The following is a 17,589-nucleotide window of genomic DNA, read 5'->3' as shown; positions in this document are numbered from 1 at the left end:
GAGAGTCGGGTCTCAGCTCAAGCGCCTGACCGCTTTTCCTCGACTATGCGATGTAGCTCCTCGAGAAGTCGGGCTTGGTTCTTCGTACTCCTTGAGTCTGCACGGAACGCTTTCTCCAGGTCGTCGTTGTCTATCAGCGTCCGCGAACGAGTTATTGGAAAACTCTCTCCTCTGGCCATGTTGAAGCGTTTACATTCGAAGTCAATGTAGACGTCGGCGAAAGCGCGCGCTTCATCCAAAGTTTTGACTTCATGAAGCTCCACTCTTGATTCCGTTTCAAAGCCAAGCCTTTGAAACAGTGGGTAGTTGTAATCACGAAGGTTTTGTGCCCCCTGACCCGTTGATCCAGCCAATATTAGGAGGGAATAGCCACTGAATTGGCCCACGGCTTCGTCGAACAGGTAGCGAATATCCTGCAAGAACCCTTGGACTTTCGAAGTGGACAAGCCGCTGCGAAATAGTGCCTCAACCTCGTCAATACAAACCATTGCTCCCATGAAAAGACGCTGTTGCCGAGCCAAAGCGAAGAGCTCTGTGAGAACTCTAATCATAAGTGACGCCGTGCTTAGTCGCGATGAAACGTGAAGATATCGGCGCTCAGTCTGCGTTAAAGTCTCCCCAACTACCCATCGGCGGGAGACTTCGAGCAAGGCGTCTGATGTGAACCTTCCAAATGAATCTTCAGGTTTGAAGCCTTGCTTCTGCGATGCCACAAGTGCTTTGAGTGCGCTCTTCAGGTCTGTCTGACGGATCGGGCCAAAATCGTTGTCTTCGATTCTAGATGATATCGCGGACAGTAGGTCCTGTTCGCCGCGCGACTTCACGTGTTCATCTGCCGCTCTGAAAATTTCTCGAACTAGCGTTGCCGCAGAGCCGCTGCCCGCAGAGAATTCCACGGAAATGACAGGCAGCTCCGCCTGCTTAACTGCATGCTGACAATGACGGAGAAAATGTGACTTTCCTTGTCCGGTGCCGCCCAACACCGCAAGTGACCGACGCGCTAAGTCTGAACCGCATATGGCTTTCACGCCGTCAGCAAAGCGGTGCAAAGCATCCTCCTGATTATAGATAACCTCCGGATAAATAGTCCGAGCTGGAGGAAATGGATTTCGGAGCAAGCCAAACTTTGTGAGGTATGTCCCGCCATCTCCTATTTGTTCGTTGGTACCTTTGAGCAGCCCACTCAGCAAAGAGCTCATTGTGCCGGTCCTCCTATTGTAAGAACGGGCCGCTCCCCTATGTGGAATCGGTCCACTATAATGGGGGTGCTAGCTAGGTTCGTCAAATTTCCGACAAGAACTTCGTCCCTAGTAACGGGTTTAGCCCCTGCGGATGACTCAAATTTGAAGCCGGACAGATGCTCTTCTACTATTAGCCTTTCGATCTGTGACTTCGCCACCCACGGGCTGATGCTGTTATTTTGACAGAAATTCATCAAGAGCTCGTAAACTTTAGCCAATCCTTCATTTTGAGTGTTCGCGAAGGATATCTCAAAAGCTTTTGCCGCGTCTCGATCCGTCAATCTATTGGAACCGTCCATAATGGAGCTTTCCATAGTCCATGCCTGCCCAAGCAAAATGTGGTATTTTGGAAGCCTGTTTGCTTCGTCCTTACCAACCTTTCCCAATCTATCGGTAAGCAATTTCAAAACTGCGCCCTTCTCGAGTCGGCCTTCCCTTTGCAGTTCTTGCTGCACTATCGCGTACGGTTCAAATCGATTAAAAAATCGGCTCACGGTATCAAGATCGCCCTTCTCCAGGGCGGTAGCGACAGTGTTCGCATCGGCCGTTGGCGCAAACTCCTCATTCTGTTGCACAAGCTCAGCTTTTTGTAGTAGCTCAAGCGCGCGTTTTACTGTGTCTGTGGTGTTTACGTCCGGTATGGCCGCGACGATTTCTTGCGGTTGTGCTTGCCCCATCTCCATCAAGACGCCTAGGATTTTCATCGCCGCAGGTAGTGACGCCCTAGGAAGGATTGGTCCGGTCTTTGGCTTGGAGCGTGGACGCGACGGCCCGACACTTCCGTCAACAACAGTAGTAGTGTTTTGCGTTTCGTCTTCGTTCGACGGCGTTACGTGCTGGTTCGGCGCATCATTGGCTGGAGCGTCACCTGACGCATTCGATTTTTCCGACACATCTGCCGGTTGGACTGTTTCCGAAGCTGGAGATGGTGTCTCAATACTGGTTGGGATATCGGCAATCGGTTCCGAGAAATTACAATCCAGGATCTCTTTCGACCAATGCGATGGCGTCTTACCCGGCCAGTAGCAATCTAGATGTGCAACGGTGTCTCCGGCTCGGCGCAAGCGAATACTGCCGAACCCATGCGCCAGCTCCCACAACAGGGCGCTAAGCGGTGCTCCAAGGAACATTCGTGCTATTGGGTCATATCTAAGGCACTCGACAGAAGAGTCGCCAATCTGGATCGTCGGAATGAAAAGTGTTTCGATTCCTTCCGCTTCCAAGACGCGTGCTACGTTCACATCAGATGTGACAACTCTTCTTGGTGTGCGAGACCGCATCGTGCGTAGAACACTCTGAATTGCCTCTATGATAAGGCGATCTTCAAGTACATCGCTCTGATCTGGGTCCGATCCCGATGACGACGCAGTCTTTTGGTATCGCAGCAATGATGGATCAAGTTCAACGACTTGGCTACGCGATCGGTTCCTCTGAAGTAATCCGAGCGCCCCATTAACAAGCCCACGAGATCGGAGAGCCTGCCCTATGTTCGTTGGTTTTTTTTGGTTGACTAAGGCCTTGATTGTCGCATCGCGCATTTGGACGGTCGTTAATGATGCAGCCAGTGGCAAAAGCCAAATTGCAGGGCGCCGCAAGACTTTTAGTAGCCAATGCACCGACCCGTTGTGAAGAGCATTTGTATCTGGAACGATTACAATGCCATCTTGTGAGGCAAGGCGAAGAATATCATCCAATAACTCATCCGAAATATTGGGTGTCAAAAGGCCCGCCCTGGCAAGCGCCAAAGACAGAGAGTCTTCTATGAAGCGGATCGATTTGGCCAACCCTCCGGACTTGGCGGGGTACTTGGAAAGCCCTGAGATGTTCTTTTCTAGTGTGTAGAATTGCTCGGTGCCTTCCTCGCCAAGCTTAAGAGTGATCGCAGAAACTTGAAGTTTCGCAAGCCCTACCCATTCATCCTGCTCGCAATGTGTTGAGTCATTATATTCAACTGTATATTCGCCCTTTGGAAGGGATCGTAAGTGACCATTGGAACGGCACTGATCCAAAGATATCTTATTAGACATTAGTCGATCCTGATCCACTTGGGAGTGCCTGCGGGATACCGCTTTGCATGCTCAACTACCGACTTGCAGATCATAAGTGCTGCTCGGTTCTGGCTAACTTCAAACTGAGCAGTCCAGTGCTCAGTCACTCCGGATTGCTCAGTAGAAACAGTACTGTAAACTTCGTTTGTGCCGGTTTCATTATTTAGAGAAGTCACGATATCTTCGAAATCGTTGAGGCCGTACCATGTCCCCGGAGAAAACCTATCCGTCATAGATGCGATGACCGCGGCCGGTAAGTCATCAGTATCTGTTTCCCACAGACGTTTTCCGGAGGATGGAGGGGCATCCTCTGGTGAGCTCTCCGCGCTCGCAACTATGATCCGCATACCTTCGCCCCTCGAAAACGACTTTGCGCCACAGTTTGATGTGTACTTGTGGCCCGAGCAAGGCAGAAAGCCGCGCTGGCTCCAACGGCCTGAGGTTGTTGCAGTGATTCACTCTCATAAGAGTGGTGTGCTATGCGGATGGGGAAGGTCGAACTCGACCTGCACAGTCGCAACTCGGTGGAGACTTGCTCAGTTGAGTTGCTATCGCCAGTTTCAAGAGTTCCGCCATATTATTGATATAGATGGTTATTTTGGGTCCTGCGGTAGGGATCAACCCTACGAACAATTATTTAGCAGGCAGGCGCTTCAAATCTGGTCGTAGATGTCCGCTCTTGCCTGGCTCTATGGTTAGCGTGCATCTACAGCGAACTTCCGGTTTCCGCCCGATTCTGTTGAAAAGCTCCTTGTTGCAGTGCGGAAAGTGCTTTGATTGACTCGGTTTAGGTAGGCCGGGAGGATCGGGCGATGATGGGCGTTCAGAAGGCCGAGGCACAGCTCGTCAAGGAATTCAATCTGGAGAGCCACGTGCCCGCCGACCACCTTCTTCGGGAGATCGACCGGTTCCTCGACATGGATTGAATGCGAGAGAGGCTTCGGCCGTTCTACAGCCACACGGGGCGGCCCTCGAGCGATCCTGAACTGATCGTCCGGATGCTGGTGATCGGCTGCGTGATGGGGATCCGGTCCGAGCGTCGTCTGTGCCAGGACGTTCATCTGAACCTGGCCTACCGGTGGTTCTGCCGCCTGGGACCCGAGATGAGATCCTCTTTCAGGCAGCGCTCGACGGTCGCCTCGAACAGCTGACGCAGCAGACCGCTCTCCCGGAACTTGCCGTGCCGATACCTCGAGAAGGTGGAATGATCGGGGACTTTGTATGACCCGGCCTTCGGCGCTGCCGCAGAGCCTGCGGCCCAGTGGACCCGGGCCGAAGAAAGCCGACCCTATTTTGCCTACGCCATAAACTACCTGGTCGACACCAAGTGCTCTGTCATCATGGACGTGGAGGGCACGAGGCGATCCGGCAGGCCGAGGTCGGCGCCTCGCAAACCATGCTCGACAGGACCGACCAGCGCTTCGGCATCCGCCCGGAATGGCTCGCCGCCGACACCGCCTACGGGTCTAGCGAGAACCTTGGCTCGCTGGTCAAGAAGCGCGGGATCATCCCTTTCATCCCGGTGATCGACAAGACCGAGAGAACCGACGGCACGTGGTCGCGGGCGGACTTCGAATGGGACGAGGAGAACGACCAGTATATCTGCCCGGAAGGCCATGCCCTGCGGCAGTTCCGACGCAACTACTCGGACCCGGGCCGCGGGAAGAACATCGCTGGCATACGCAAGTACCGCGCTCTCCGGGCCACTTGCCAGGCCTGCCCGTCGAAGGATCTCTGCTGCCCGAACGTCGACGCGAGATACGTCACCCGGACACCGGACGAAAACGCGCGCGACTTCGCCCGGGTCTGCCGGAAGACGAGGGCCTACAAGGTCTCCCGGGACAAGCTGGAAAGGTCGAGATGCTCTTCGCCCACCTCAAGCGCATCCTGAACCTCACTCGCCTGCGCCTCAGGGGTCCGAACGGTGCCAGGGACGAGTTCATCCTCGCCGCTACAGCACAGAACCTCCGAAAGCTCGCCAAGCTGCGGCCGGCGTTGCGCCAAGGTCTTAGAAGGGCGGATTGTGTTGAAGAACCCGGCCGGATTTGCGGCACAATCGGGCTTGGCGGGTGGTGCAGCCCTTGTGGTCCCGGATGCTGATCCGGTGCTGGGGTCGTCCGGGTAACCTCAAGGTTCAGATCATGTCGCGACCTTCATCTGATTGAACGCGCGGCGGACGGGTGCAGGACGATCCGAGCGCGCATAATGCGCAATATGTGCTGCCTTCGACAGATCAAAGCATAGGCTCAGGTGGTGGCCGCTGATTCAAGCGCAAGCATCTTTGATAGAACCGCCAGAGAACTTCGCCTGAAGTTCTATCCACGTCACGAATTATATCGATCAGCTCGTCCCAGGTGAGGACCCTCAACGTCCCCTCCTCTTCCATCCTCGTGACAAGGGGATCAAATGCTCTCTCTCGCCAAGCATCTAGTTGAGAGGAGTCCGCTCCGGATTCGCTTTCATAGGCTTCTATTCTCTTGCTAACCGCGGAACGCACGGCATTCGGGTGTGTAGCTACTTCCAGATTGGTGCGTCGGGCAGCACGTAGCTCGTACTGCGGCGCGACGACGTAGAACCCAACAGTTTCGATTTCATTGAGTGTTGATCCGCCCTGCTCGATGGCCTCTGCCATACACGCAACGTTGCGTGCCGCTTGATTGAAACCTAGGGCGTTTTTCACGCCCATGGACAGATTGCTAAACATCTTGGCTTCTACGACGACGAACTGCTTGCATCCTTCCGGAAGCCACAGTCCGGCCGTGGTGTCGGCCCGAAAGTGGAAATGGCCAACAACAGCGTCTGCATGAGTGAAGCCTTCACCGAGTCCATCTGCCCGGCTACGTGGTCGAAACCTAGAGCTTAAGCGAACTTCGGAGAACCAATCGGCACCTTTTTCGAAGCTCAACGGATGACCCTGGATATTGAGCCGCTTGAACGCTTCGAGGACAAGTCGTAGCATCCAGCCTTCATTGAAGATCTCAGTTTGCGGAAAGCGGGCCCCCTCGGGTTCGGAGGCCTCCAAAATCAATCGAGAAAGTATTTCAGGAATAATGTCGTTCGATGCCATACTGTCCCTTTAGGTAAAGTGGCCTCGTGCCATAGTAGCTTTCAGTATGCTTGCTTGCCAGGTACCACTCCACGTACTCCGCCTCGTGGGTTTTCAACATCACCTCGCCGCCGCGGGATCAAGTGAACGTGGCAATGAAACACCGTCTGTCCTGCAGCCTCTCCTGAGTTAACGCCCATGTTGAACCCATCGATGCCGTCGTCCTGAACAAGCAACTTCGACCGTGTTGCGCGCATGAGTGACTGGATCGCGTTCAGTTCTGGCTGGAATAGCGTGAAGTAGTCAGCCACATGACGCTTCGGAATGATCAAGGAGTGCCCTTCTGCTACGGGGAATTTGTCCCGGATCACGAGCGCCAGTTCGTTCATCGCGATGATCCGATCAGTCGGCAACTCGCAGAAAATGCAACCATTCTCTCGGTGTTCGTAGAGGTCTCTTACCCCCCGGAAGTCTGCATCGTCCCGGTCGCGCTTCATCGCGTTGCAGGAATAGCAGAGCGCCTGAAGGTTCGCCTCATCATCTGACCCGCCATGGTTCCGCGGGAGGATGTGATCCACCTCGAGAGCTTTCTCATCTGCAGAAACTCCACAAAGCTCGCAGTGGAACTTAGCGCGTTTCAGCACCTCGTATCTCAGCGTCCCTGAGATGTAGCCCGACGCGGCGCTCCGATGTGACCAGACTTGGTTACCCCGCCTTTCGAGGAATGCTTCGATTGCGGCGTCACAGGCCTCGATCAAGACGTCTAGCTCTGGCGAGCTCAAGTCATCAGCGTCTGGAAGCTCATAACCAGTGATATTGCGGCCCGCCTTCTTGACCTCTGTGATGCCGTTGTTCGTCAGGACCTTACCCACCATGTTCTTGGTTCGGAGCCCATAGTATTCGACCTGAGAGGGATCGTGCGCGAGCAGAGCTGTGGCGATCTCCTCGACGCTGGCTCTACCACCTCGGACCAGCAGCTCTCGGATCATCACGGGCTGGTAGATGTGCGACATGCGCATTTTCGTCGAGATGTACTCAGAGAGCTTGCTGAAGGTCGTCGCTGACATCTCTACTCCTGGTCCTCCGTCGCCGAAAATTCTGTTCCGGCAGCTGGCTCAATCAGCTCGATGAGCTCCGCATGAATCTCTGGCCACTCGGCGCTAAGGTCCACCGTCGCGACCGTCAAAGGCGTTCCCAACAGCCGGTAGTGCAGGCGAAGAGACTGCCCACCAGATGGGTAAACTAGTAGACCTGCTATAGCCTTCCCGGGCTCATTCTCACGAACGTGAGCAAGATAGGTGGACAGCTGGTAGAGGTGTGCGGAACGGACCTTGGGATCATAGCGACCGCCAGCCAGAACTTCCTTGTAATACTTGGCATCGGCTACAATCGTGCGATTGCCGGATCGCAGCGTGATGTCGGTCTTCATGATTGGAAGATAGGCGAGATCGGCTTCATTCTCGGCCTCAGCAAGCCATGGCATGATCTCTGAGGCCGCCGAATATCCGGGCAGCTCTGAACGATAGAAGTTCCGCAAGAAGTCCTCGAAGAGCGCCGACATTCGTGTCTCGTCGTCCAGGATGCTCTGGAACTTCGAGCCGCCGCCCTCCTCGTCCGGCAGGAGCGCGTGAAACACGAGCTCGCAGACTCGCATCAGGAAGCCATACTGCGAAGTGTTTCGCGAAAGCTGCACGCGGCGAAAGAGACTGGCGGAAAGCCGGATGGGGGATACGCCTGTCATCCGGCGCGCAGATGTCAGGAGTGCGTGTTGCAGACCTTTCTCTACATCCCCGCAGTTTGCCAATGAAAGCAGGCTGGCCTTTAGCACCTGATTGTGCAGCACATCTGGAGTGAGTTCGTCGAGGTCGCAGACGGCAAGACCCCGCAGGAGCGTCTGCTGCTTGGTCATGACGTCTAGTCGGAGCTTTCCGCGCGGAGAGCGGGTCTCTTCTGTCACTTCGACGTAACCGCGGTCGAGGCCGCGCCGCAAAAGCCGGTGCGTTCCGTCGTTCAGAACTTTGCCGAGCAGGTTTGGGAGGTCGGGGCTTTGGTCGGCGCCAACATCCCTCACCGCACCACTCTTGAAGTGCCCCCAGGCGTAGAGCAGCAGGTAATAGATGTTGCGGACGGGAATGGTCACCCGATCATCTCAACAGCTGGTCGCGCCACTGATCCGCCGTCTCCGGCGCGTCGAACCAATACTCCTCAAGGAGAGGGTAGATTTCCGTCTCGACGATGCGGCGATACCAACCGTCTGGATCACGCACCGTAGCGGTGGGCGTGAAGAAGCTATGTCCGATCCGAAACCCCGGACCAAGGTTTGTGCGATCACTCTGAATAGCTTGGTTGAGTTCGCCCATAGCGTTGACGATGCGGGTGACAACGTCCTCTGGGACGCCACGTACCTCCAAGTGCGCACGGAACTTGGGAGCGCCAAAGAGCGGCTCCATGGCCACAAAGGCAAAACGACGGCGGAGCGCATAATCCACCAGCGAGAGCGAGCGGTCCGCCGTGTTCATCATCCCGAGAATGAAGAGATTGTCCGGAACGAAGAAGTCGAGGTCAGCTTCCGTGGCGTACGCCAGTCGAGTTTTCCAGGTGGGACCACGCTTGTCCGGCTCGATCAAGAGCATCAGCTCGCCGAAGATTTTCGAGAGATTCCCTCGGTTGATCTCATCGATGATGAACACATAGGTCCCGCTTGGGTCCCGCATTGCCCGATCGCGAAACTCGTAGAAGGTACCGTTCTTCCGCTCGAAGCCGAGATTTCCATTAGGTCGGTACCCTTGCACGAAGTCCTCATAGCTGTAGGACTGGTGGAACTGGACCGTCTGAACTTTACTGTCGTCCTTGAAGCCTATGAGGGCGTAGGCGAGGCGTCGTGCGATGAAGGATTTCCCGACGCCCGGAGCACCTTGAAGGATGAGATTCTTCTTGTTGCGCCAAATGTCGAGGTAGCGCTCGACATCTTCGCGCTCGAGGAATAGCTCCTCCAGCGCATCATCTATTGAATAAGTCTCCCAAGTGGGCTGCCCGTCATCTTCCTGGATGACGCTCTGTTCACGCGCGATCAGTCGGTCGTAGGCTAGGAGTGCAGATTCCAAATGCGTATTGATGGTCTGATCGTCTGGGAGGTTTTCGGACAGAAGCTCCATGTACGCGATGGTACCCTCCTCGTAGTTTCTTGCGGCAGCTGTCTCGGAGCCTAGATCGATATCACGATCCAGCGTGAATCCCGGATCCAGTAGTTCGAGGATCAACGGGCGCGACTGCTCGGCCACCCTATGCATCTCCTCGACTGCCCCACGCTGGCCCAACCTGCTCACAAGCTCTGTCATCCCCTGGTTCAACGTGAGGTAAGTTCGCGACAGGTCTTCCGCGAGGAGGAAGACAATATATCGGCCTCTCTGAGTACTTGTTGTCTCCCTCGCATCCAGAAGGGCAATCCAGGGAGTCTTTGTCCAACTCCCCTGCCCCACACTGACCTTGACCCTAATATTCGGTCGCGCGGACACGCATGGAAGGTCCTGTAAGCAGTCGCGGAGATCTCGCATCGTGCTGCCGAGTTCTCCTTCCGTTGTGAACGGCCCTTCACGCCTCCTGCGAAAAGTATCCATGAACTTTCGAAGGAGTCTGGCAAACTCGGTCCTGCCCTCCAGCTCCATGCTTTCCTCTTCCACCAACAGTTCCTGGTTTGCCTCAACGCCCTCAACACCCCTCAGTCTTGCGTGCCACTCCCGATCAAGAAGTGGCTCAAAGAGGCGAGCCATCGTGGCAACCTCTTCGCTGAGGTCGGTATGGTCGATTTCATCGCCCCGAAGGTATCGACTGATGGTTCCTGCGGCGTTCTTCTTCCCTCGGTCGGACTGCAGATAACGAAGCCACTCCTGAAGGCTAGAAAATTCCTTCTCTTTTGGATCTAGGCGGTGCTTCGATCGGAAGAACCACGGTGGAGCATCGTCGATGTCTTGAGCGATACCTGTCGCTTCGACCGAACCCGGCGCTGGGAGCCTGACGAAGATCTTGGGAGCTGCGGTTCGCACGGCTCTTTTGGGAGCTTGCTGAGAGAAGTCCGTCGGAGAAACGGAAGCACCAAACCCATACTCAATGCCTCTCTCAGAAACGATCATGAACATCTGGGGTATCGAAGCGAGGTCTTTCGAGTTTTCCCTCGGCGACACAGAGAACCAAAGATCCTTCGGGATGAAGCTTCGAACACCGCTTTTGACGTGGAAGCCAGCCGTTGTCCGTACTTCGAATTTGTTCGGGCTTGCCAACTTCGACTTCAGCAAATCCCCGAGCCGCTCGAGCGAGCTCGAGACCTTCTCATAGGCATCGCGCTCCTCAATTGCGAGGTCAGCATAGAATTTTTTGGATCGCGAGCTTGAGATCAAGCGGACGTCTTCCGAACTGATCCTAGGCTGATCATCGGCATCCTGCACTTCGCCTACTGGAGCTGGTGCAACTTCAAACTCGAAGCCAAGCGCCTCCAAAGGCTCTTGGACCTGGCGCTCACCACCGGAGAAATCTGCTGACCGCTTGGGTCCCAGTTCGGGATACTGCATCTGGTGCGCGACCCCATAGATGGCCTTGGAGTCATAGAGGCGGTCGCCGCGTTTGACAAAGTATCGGTTTGCACTCCTGAAGCCGTACTTATGCAGGAACGTGTCCCGACCCAGGAGGTCGAATTCGTTCATTGCTGCCTCAACTGCAGCTCTGTCGGTGACCCGCTCTACCGGCATAACTCCTCCCCTAGTCCCGGGTTATAGGCTCTTGGCTGCCGTCCCACAGGCTGGCCGAGTGCTATACCCTTACATGCACCGACAGATCAGCGACCCCGCACATTGGCAATCACGTCGGCAGTCCCACGTCAGTATTTGTGGCGGCGGCGGTGCAAACGTTCAACCTCCTCGAGGAGCAACTGCCAGTACTCTATCGACTGCACGTTCCCACCCTCCTTGACCTCGGAGAGCCTTTCCCTTCTCTTAGCAATGGCGCCGTTGCCGAACAGTTCGATCGTCGCACGTGCAACCATGGCGATGTCTCGTTTGCTGGCAAAACCGTGTGGCTTGTCGTCTTTGTCCATCCGATCCGCGAGCTCTCTAGTCACTTGGCGATGAAGACGTGCGGGTTCACTCGACCACAGAGCCACTTTCGTCGCCAAGGACTCTTTCGACAAGCCACGTTGCGGGATGTCCGGGGAAACCGCCTCCAAATCTTTTGATTAACCGTGCGTACGCGTAGCCAAGGTCCGACGCTTTGCGGACATCGGAGCGATGAGACAGCGACCTCAAGACCAGTCCGCCCCCGCGCGGGACGAGCTCAAGGCCTTCCACGCGAAGTGCCGCCTGAAGCTCATCCCAAGACGACGAGGCACGGACGGACGCTCTGAGGATCCTTTGCAGCTCAAGGGTTCTGTCTTCGTCTGCCGATGGAACATCTCTTTTGCGCTCGATTGGTGACGCTACAAGCTCAGTCTGATGGGCCGGCCCAAACACCAGTTCCGGCAGCACAACGCTCCATGTCTCACGCCTGAGGTACTCATGGTATTCCTCCGCGGAATCTTCACGGAACCGCGTCGAGATCGCGTAGACGCTGCCATGCAGGAAGCTCGCCCCGGCCGGCGGCGCAAACTTCTTCGCCAGACGACACACGGCCGTGCCGGCGCGGTCCGTCATCAGCCACAGATCACCGCGCTGAACCAGTTGCAGTGCGTCCTCCGTCCCGAGGCGCTCCATGGCACCAAGCGTCGGGTTCCCGTCGTGCAGGCGTCCGGCAAAGCTGAGGTCGACCTCGGACGGATCGAGCGTTCGGTAGAGTTTCAAGCACTCCGAGACATCCACAGCCTCTCGTCTGCGAGCGCGGATCAGGAACGCGTCGTCATTGAGGCCGTCCAGGATGGCATGTGAATAGTTCATGGCCACGAGCGCCAGGCTACGCCGCGCTCTCGTCATGGCGACATAGTAGAGCCGCCGCGCGGCGTCTCGATCTTCGCCACTGGATCGCTTGTCCCATCCACCGTCGAGGACGACCACGTCGTCGAATTCGAGGCCCTTGGCGCGATGTGCCGAGAGAAGAAGAAGCCCGCTCTGGCGTTTGCGGATGTCGCGACCCCATTCGGCCAACCACTCGAGGACGTCCTTGCGGTCCGTCTCGCGGTCGCCGACCTCGCGGACGAAGTCGTCCACGCCTTCCCTCAGGATCGACCACCAGGGCCCTTCGGGCTGAGCCTCCATCCAGGCTGCCAGCTCCGACACGTGAAGTCCGGACCGTTCGCGACCCCGTAGCCAGGCGACGAGCGTCTGGGTTTCCCTCAAACGCCAGAAGTTCGGAGGATCGGCGTTCGCCGTCTGCACGGGAATACCGCGCGCCTCGCAATAGCTCCGAACCGGCTGCAGATACCTCCACTCGCGCGCGATGATGGCGGTTCTTGCCCAGCTCCAGTCCGAAACGATCTTTGAGAGCCGTTCCAGCTCCTCGACGGCAAGAACGGCTTGGGCGAACTGGTCCCCGGCATCCTTGAAGACCTGAACGCGGCCGCGACCGACGCTGTCGAGGCGCTCTAGTGCGCCGCCGGGGCGGTCTTCCCTGCGGGCGCGGTTCACGGCGATATCGTGCCCCGCCTTCATGCGCTCCGCGGCCGGTGCGATCACATGGTTCGAGGCTCGGATAATGTTGGCCGTCGATCGGTAGTTCTCGATCAGATGGCTGGGCTGCGCCTTGTAGTCCTCTTCGAAGCGACGAATGAACTCTACAGAGGCCCCGGTAAATGCGTAGATGTTCTGGTCATCATCCCCGACAGCAAAGAGGCTCAGCCGTCGGTCTTCGTCTTCGACCGAGCGCCCGGCGACGGCCGCGATCAGCTCGTACTCTTCCGGTCCGATGTCCTGATATTCGTCGACGAGGATCCATCGATAGCCTTCGATGAGGGTCTCTCTCTGCGCTTCCGCCTCGTCGCGGGACAGGCCATCGCCCTTCAGAAGCGCCACAGCCTGAGCCATGACTTCGTCGAAGTCGATGCTCTCCACCTTTTCTGCCCGCTTCGCGAAGCTGGCGCCGACCATCCGCATCGCGAGGCCATGGCAGGTGGAAATGGTGACGCCACGGGCATCATCCCCGATGAGATCGTGGAGGCGCCGCCGGATTTCAGTGGCGGCGTGGCGGTTGTAGACCAGGGCCAGAATGCCGCGCGGGTTCTCGCGCTTGACGCGTATGAGATACGCGATCCTGTGCACCAGAACCCGGGTCTTGCCCGATCCTGGGCCGGCCAGGACCAGGACGTTGGTCTGCTCCCGGTCATCCGCGACAATCCGCGCTTGGGTGGTGTTGCCCAGGTCCTCGACGATGGTTCTCCAGGAGGCAGGCGTGGTCTGCCGGCGCAACTCGGCGCTCCGTCCGGGCAGCCACTTCTGAACGAAATCGTCCCGGTCCTGCGTGAAGTAGTCCTCCGCGAGCTTGAGTGCATCGCTCATGGACGTAAGCCCCCTCTCCGCATAGGCGCCCATAATGTGGGCTTGTAGAACCTGCTCCTGGTAATGGAGCTTGAGAGGCTCGAAGTCGGCTTCCGTAAAGGCCTGCGTTCCCGGTGCCAGATGAATCGTCATGGCCGGTCGGAAGATCGTGAGGCCCTTTCCGAGCGTTACGACACCCTGTTCATGAAGCCAGAGAAGCGCCCGGTCGAGCAGCTTGGTCGGGTCTGTGACAGCGCTCGAGAGCTCAAGATCGCTCCGGAGGGATACCATCAGGGCTCCCAGGGTTGTCTCAACCTGGATATCCTTGCCTCGGATCTTGTCCGGCGCCACAGTCTGAAGCGCGGAGAGGATAACCCGTCCCGCGAGGCGACGCAGTTGGGCCGTCACCGAGAGCGCCTGCCAGGTCCGCTGCATCCGGATCGTGAGATGCTCCCTGTCGATCTTGCGGACCTGAAAGCTACCGATGCCGTCGCCGTCGTCGCGACCATCTCGCGCGATCCCGCGGACAAGCTTGTCCACGATGTCGGGCCGGACCGCCGCATGACCGGCGTCGCGGAGCCCTTGCGAGGCGAGCTTCAGGTTGAGGGTCGACGCCGCCCCCAGATCGAGGTCGGGCGCGAACTCGCGCAGCTTGTCGATCAGGTCCTTCTCGAGACTGTTCGCTTCCAGGAGGCGCTTCTCGGAGGAGTCTTCGACGCCCAGATGCACGAAGATGGTGATTGCGGTATCGTTCGACGCGATCCCCAGCGTTTCAAGATCATTCAGCGCCTTGCGCATCAGACCGGGCGGGAAGCCCGACATGCCACAGAGCTCGTCCGTCGAGAGGCCCTGATCTGGCGAGGCAGTCATCAGGCTCTGAACGAGCGCCGTGAGTTTCATGCGGTAGCCCTCCGTCGCGTCCGCCGTCGCGATGATCTTCGCGGCTTCCTCGAGCGTTCGGACGCGAAGCGACGACGGGAAGACGCGGACGCGGTTTTCTTCGCGCTTCAGGAGGACGGCCTCCTCCAGCCAGGAGACCGCCGTTTTGACTCTGGTGTCGTCCGTCGCCGAATCCCGCTCGAACTCCAGGTCCTTCTCTTCCCGGACGATTTCCCCGGGAGTTGCGACCACCTCACCCTTCTGCCTGGTCCGCCGATCCAGACGCCTGAGGGACTTCAGGATGCCTCCGATCTCGCGCTTTTCGAGACGGGAGCGGGCCGAGAGGCTGAACTGACGTTCTACGTCGTCGCGGCTGAAGAGGAGGACGCATCGGGCGTGGTCCCGGTCACGACCGGCACGGCCCGCTTCCTGGAGATAATTCTCGAGGGAGCCCGGAATGTCGTGGTGGACGACCAGGCGAATGTCCGGCTTGTCGATCCCCATGCCGAAGGCGTTGGTGGCCGCAATCACGCGCAGCTCACCCTCTGCAAACTGCTTCTGAACGTCGCGTTTCTCTTCCGGCGTGAGGCCGGCGTGATAGTGGGCGGCGGAGAACCCGCGCTCCTGCAGGAAGGCCGCCACACGTTCGGTCGTCGACCGCGTGGAACAGTAGACAATGGCGCCGGAGGAGCCCTGCGCCGGAAGCGCGTCCTCAAGCACCATGACCATATCGCCGAGCTTCTTGCCCTTGTCGGTTGGAATGATTTCGAAGGAGAGGTTGTCGCGGACCGCACCTCCGTCGAGAAGCTCGAGAGTGGCGCCAAGGCGTTCGCGGAAATGCGCTGTGATATCGCGGATGACGTCGGGCTTTGCCGTCGCCGTCAGGCAGATGATCGGCGCCGGTGCCTCCTCGCCCGAATACTCCCTGATGAAGCGGCCCACGTAGCGATAGTCCGGCCGGAAATCATGCCCCCACTTCGAGACGCAATGCGCCTCGTCCAGCACCCAGTATCCCACCTCGCGCTGGCTAAGAACGGAGCGGACGGACGTACTCCGGAGTTGCTCCGGCGAAATGAGCAGGATCGCGGCATCGCCGAGACGGACCTGGTTCAGGGCCTCCTGACGCTCCGGAAGAGAGAGCATGCCGTTGATCGTGACGCAGGAGGTGATCCCCTGCCGGCGCATGCCCTCCACCTGATCGGCCATCAGGGCCACAAGCGGGGAGATCACCACCGTCAGCGCACCCGTCTTCGTGAACTGCGACAGCGCCGGCAGCTGATAGCAGACCGACTTGCCGGTCCCCGTGGGCAAGATGCCGAGGACCGGCGTCTTCGCGATCGCGGTCGCGACGATGGTCTCCTGCAGGGGCCTGCCGTCGGGGCCTTCCGGGATCGGGCGAAACCCGTCGAACCCGAACCATCGTTTCAGAAGACTCCTGGGGTCGTTCTGGGCGCGGCACCACTCGCAGCCCGGATCAATGCAAGGGGTGTCGCGAAGGCGGCGGACAAGACGACTGGCTTCGGGAAACTGATGACGCACCCAGGGTGGCATGACGGAATCCCCGCCGGCCACGGAGATCCAGGCCAGCGCATAGGCGAGCGGCCATCCGTGTCGCTCGGCGTCCATGACGACGGCTTCGGTCTGCAGGACGCAGGCCTCGCCGCGGAGCCGTCCCCGGATGGCAGCCTGTGCCTCGGCCAGCCCTGGACGGGGGGCGCCGCGCAGATGTTGAAAGACCGCGTCGAACCCCGCATGGCCTTCGTGGGCTGTCGTCAGGAAATGGTAAACCCCCGCGGCCTCGGGATCAGCCCGCTCGAGGTCGGAGAGCGCCTGGATCTGGTTCTCGAGGACTGCAAACACGAGCTTGGCGTCAAGTTCCGGATCGTTGACGTGCCCGGCCTGCAAGCGTCCATCCTGATAGTGCTTCACCAGATGATGATAGGGGTTCCTCGGAAACGCGAGCGGGTTGAGCCAGAGCGTATCGATGATCGGCTTCCTGAGCAGGCGCAGGTCGCCTTTCGCGGCACTTAGGTGAGGCGCGTCAAAGCTGATGAAGTTGTGCCCGAGTACGAACTCGCAAGCCTCGGTGTAGCGATCGAGGGAATTGAGGGCCTCCGGGGCATTTCCACGCCTGAAGACGAAGGACTCATCATGTCCAAAGCGAACCCCGGCGAAGGTCTGGAGCCGATTGGTCTTTGGATCGATCTCGAGATCGATCGAGACGCACCTTTGCAGGAGCGCCTCCGCGCGTGCGGCCTGAGGATGAACGCCGTCCGCCAACTTCCCGTCTCACGATGCCTGTCCCTTTAGTGAGTTATCCACAGGAATTGTGAGAATTCAAAGGCAAGGACGGATGTTCACCATCCGTTCCTGATTGTTACACGCTTCGAGCTCAGTGCACGTGCACTGGGTCATCGATGACGCGCGAAGAACGCTGTTCGGACTTACCTCAGCAATACAAACAGAGACGCATATCGTTTAAGCTGCTTGGCAGTCACTGTCATCGACCGGACGAGCATTGCGAGAAAACTTCATTTTTGCTTCGGAGCTCTACATCATAGCATAAAAAGCATGCATCGCCCATCTATCGCTGGTACTTTACCTGCCGCACACGATTTCGCATTCGGCCAAGTCCCAATTTCCGGGTCATTTAAGGACTTAGGATATTTTCCCTTGAACCTCATGTGCGCCGCTGGACTTGTGTTGACCAAACTTAATCTGAAAGACTTCATCCAGCTCTATAGCAGGTTGCCAATCGCTCACCTCGACCGCCCAGACGTGGGCTTCCCAGGCCGGCCTCGGGTGGCAATGGCAGAGGTTTCCCGCTAACTCGAGCAAGTCGAGCCAGAGCGCGTAGACCTCGGACATTGGATCCGCACGATGTGTCGTCCATAGTCCATCAGACCGCCGAAGGACCATGCGAT

General features: G+C 57.8%; 8 protein-coding genes and 1 pseudogene. 1 reads left to right on the top strand and 8 read right to left on the bottom strand.

The genetic code is table 11. The annotated features are described in order from the left end of the window. Positions 1–17: 17 nt before the first annotated feature. Both C8D95_RS21700 and C8D95_RS21695 read right to left on the bottom strand, forming a co-directional pair. Entirely contained in the window at positions 18–1,199 is a 1,182-nt protein-coding gene (locus C8D95_RS21700; protein WP_126918569.1) for a P-loop NTPase family protein, read from the bottom strand. Beyond that, on the bottom strand, positions 1,196–3,268 hold the full coding sequence (locus C8D95_RS21695; RefSeq protein ID WP_126918570.1) for a hypothetical protein: 2,073 nt from the start codon (positions 3,266–3,268) through the stop codon (positions 1,196–1,198). Before C8D95_RS21695 ends, C8D95_RS21700 begins: the two co-directional genes overlap by 4 nt. A gap of 833 nt (positions 3,269–4,101) precedes the next feature. Here C8D95_RS21695 and C8D95_RS22450 point away from each other — a divergent pair. Then, a pseudogene (locus C8D95_RS22450) lies at positions 4,102–5,389 on the top strand (transposase). Between the two features lie 133 nt (positions 5,390–5,522). Here C8D95_RS22450 and C8D95_RS05750 read toward each other — a convergent pair. The 6 genes from C8D95_RS05750 to C8D95_RS05725 all read right to left on the bottom strand — a co-directional run bounded on the left by C8D95_RS05750 (position 5,523) and on the right by C8D95_RS05725 (position 16,945). Next, positions 5,523–6,356, bottom strand: coding sequence for a hypothetical protein (locus C8D95_RS05750; RefSeq protein ID WP_109758215.1), 834 nt, complete (start codon positions 6,354–6,356; stop codon positions 5,523–5,525). A gap of 41 nt (positions 6,357–6,397) precedes the next feature. Continuing rightward, on the bottom strand, positions 6,398–7,402 hold the full coding sequence (locus tag C8D95_RS05745) for an HIT domain-containing protein (RefSeq protein ID WP_206508301.1): 1,005 nt from the start codon (positions 7,400–7,402) through the stop codon (positions 6,398–6,400). A 2-nt stretch (positions 7,403–7,404) separates the two neighbouring features. After that, complete coding sequence (locus C8D95_RS05740; RefSeq protein WP_109758214.1) at positions 7,405–8,475, bottom strand: 5-methylcytosine restriction system specificity protein McrC; 1,071 nt, start codon at positions 8,473–8,475, stop codon at positions 7,405–7,407. A gap of 4 nt (positions 8,476–8,479) precedes the next feature. Then, the gene (locus tag C8D95_RS05735; protein WP_109758213.1) at positions 8,480–11,077 is read right to left on the bottom strand and encodes an MrcB family domain-containing protein; all 2,598 of its coding nucleotides are present in this window, start codon (positions 11,075–11,077) and stop codon (positions 8,480–8,482) included. A gap of 128 nt (positions 11,078–11,205) precedes the next feature. Continuing rightward, the gene (locus C8D95_RS05730) at positions 11,206–11,421 is read right to left on the bottom strand and encodes a hypothetical protein (RefSeq protein WP_109758212.1); all 216 of its coding nucleotides are present in this window, start codon (positions 11,419–11,421) and stop codon (positions 11,206–11,208) included. A gap of 46 nt (positions 11,422–11,467) precedes the next feature. Continuing rightward, entirely contained in the window at positions 11,468–16,945 is a 5,478-nt protein-coding gene (locus C8D95_RS05725; RefSeq protein ID WP_109758211.1) for a RecQ family ATP-dependent DNA helicase, read from the bottom strand. Positions 16,946–17,589: the final 644 nt, after the last annotated feature.

The organism is Silicimonas algicola (assembly GCF_003148765.1).
Classification (GTDB): Bacteria; Pseudomonadota; Alphaproteobacteria; order Rhodobacterales; family Rhodobacteraceae; genus Silicimonas; species Silicimonas algicola.
The sequence above is the reverse complement of the archived record's forward strand: the minus strand, read 5'-3'. Positions and strand labels throughout refer to the sequence as shown.

Coding starts and splice junctions, on each gene's coding strand:
- C8D95_RS21700 (WP_126918569.1), bottom strand. CDS start 1,199: ATGAGCTCTTTGCTGAGTGGGCTGCTCAAAGGTACCAACGAACAAATA.
- C8D95_RS05745 (WP_206508301.1), bottom strand. CDS start 7,402: ATGTCAGCGACGACCTTCAGCAAGCTCTCTGAGTACATCTCGACGAAA.
- C8D95_RS21695 (WP_126918570.1), bottom strand. CDS start 3,268: ATGTCTAATAAGATATCTTTGGATCAGTGCCGTTCCAATGGTCACTTA.
- C8D95_RS05750 (WP_109758215.1), bottom strand. CDS start 6,356: ATGGCATCGAACGACATTATTCCTGAAATACTTTCTCGATTGATTTTG.
- C8D95_RS05730 (WP_109758212.1), bottom strand. CDS start 11,421: ATGGACAAAGACGACAAGCCACACGGTTTTGCCAGCAAACGAGACATC.
- C8D95_RS05735 (WP_109758213.1), bottom strand. CDS start 11,077: ATGCCGGTAGAGCGGGTCACCGACAGAGCTGCAGTTGAGGCAGCAATG.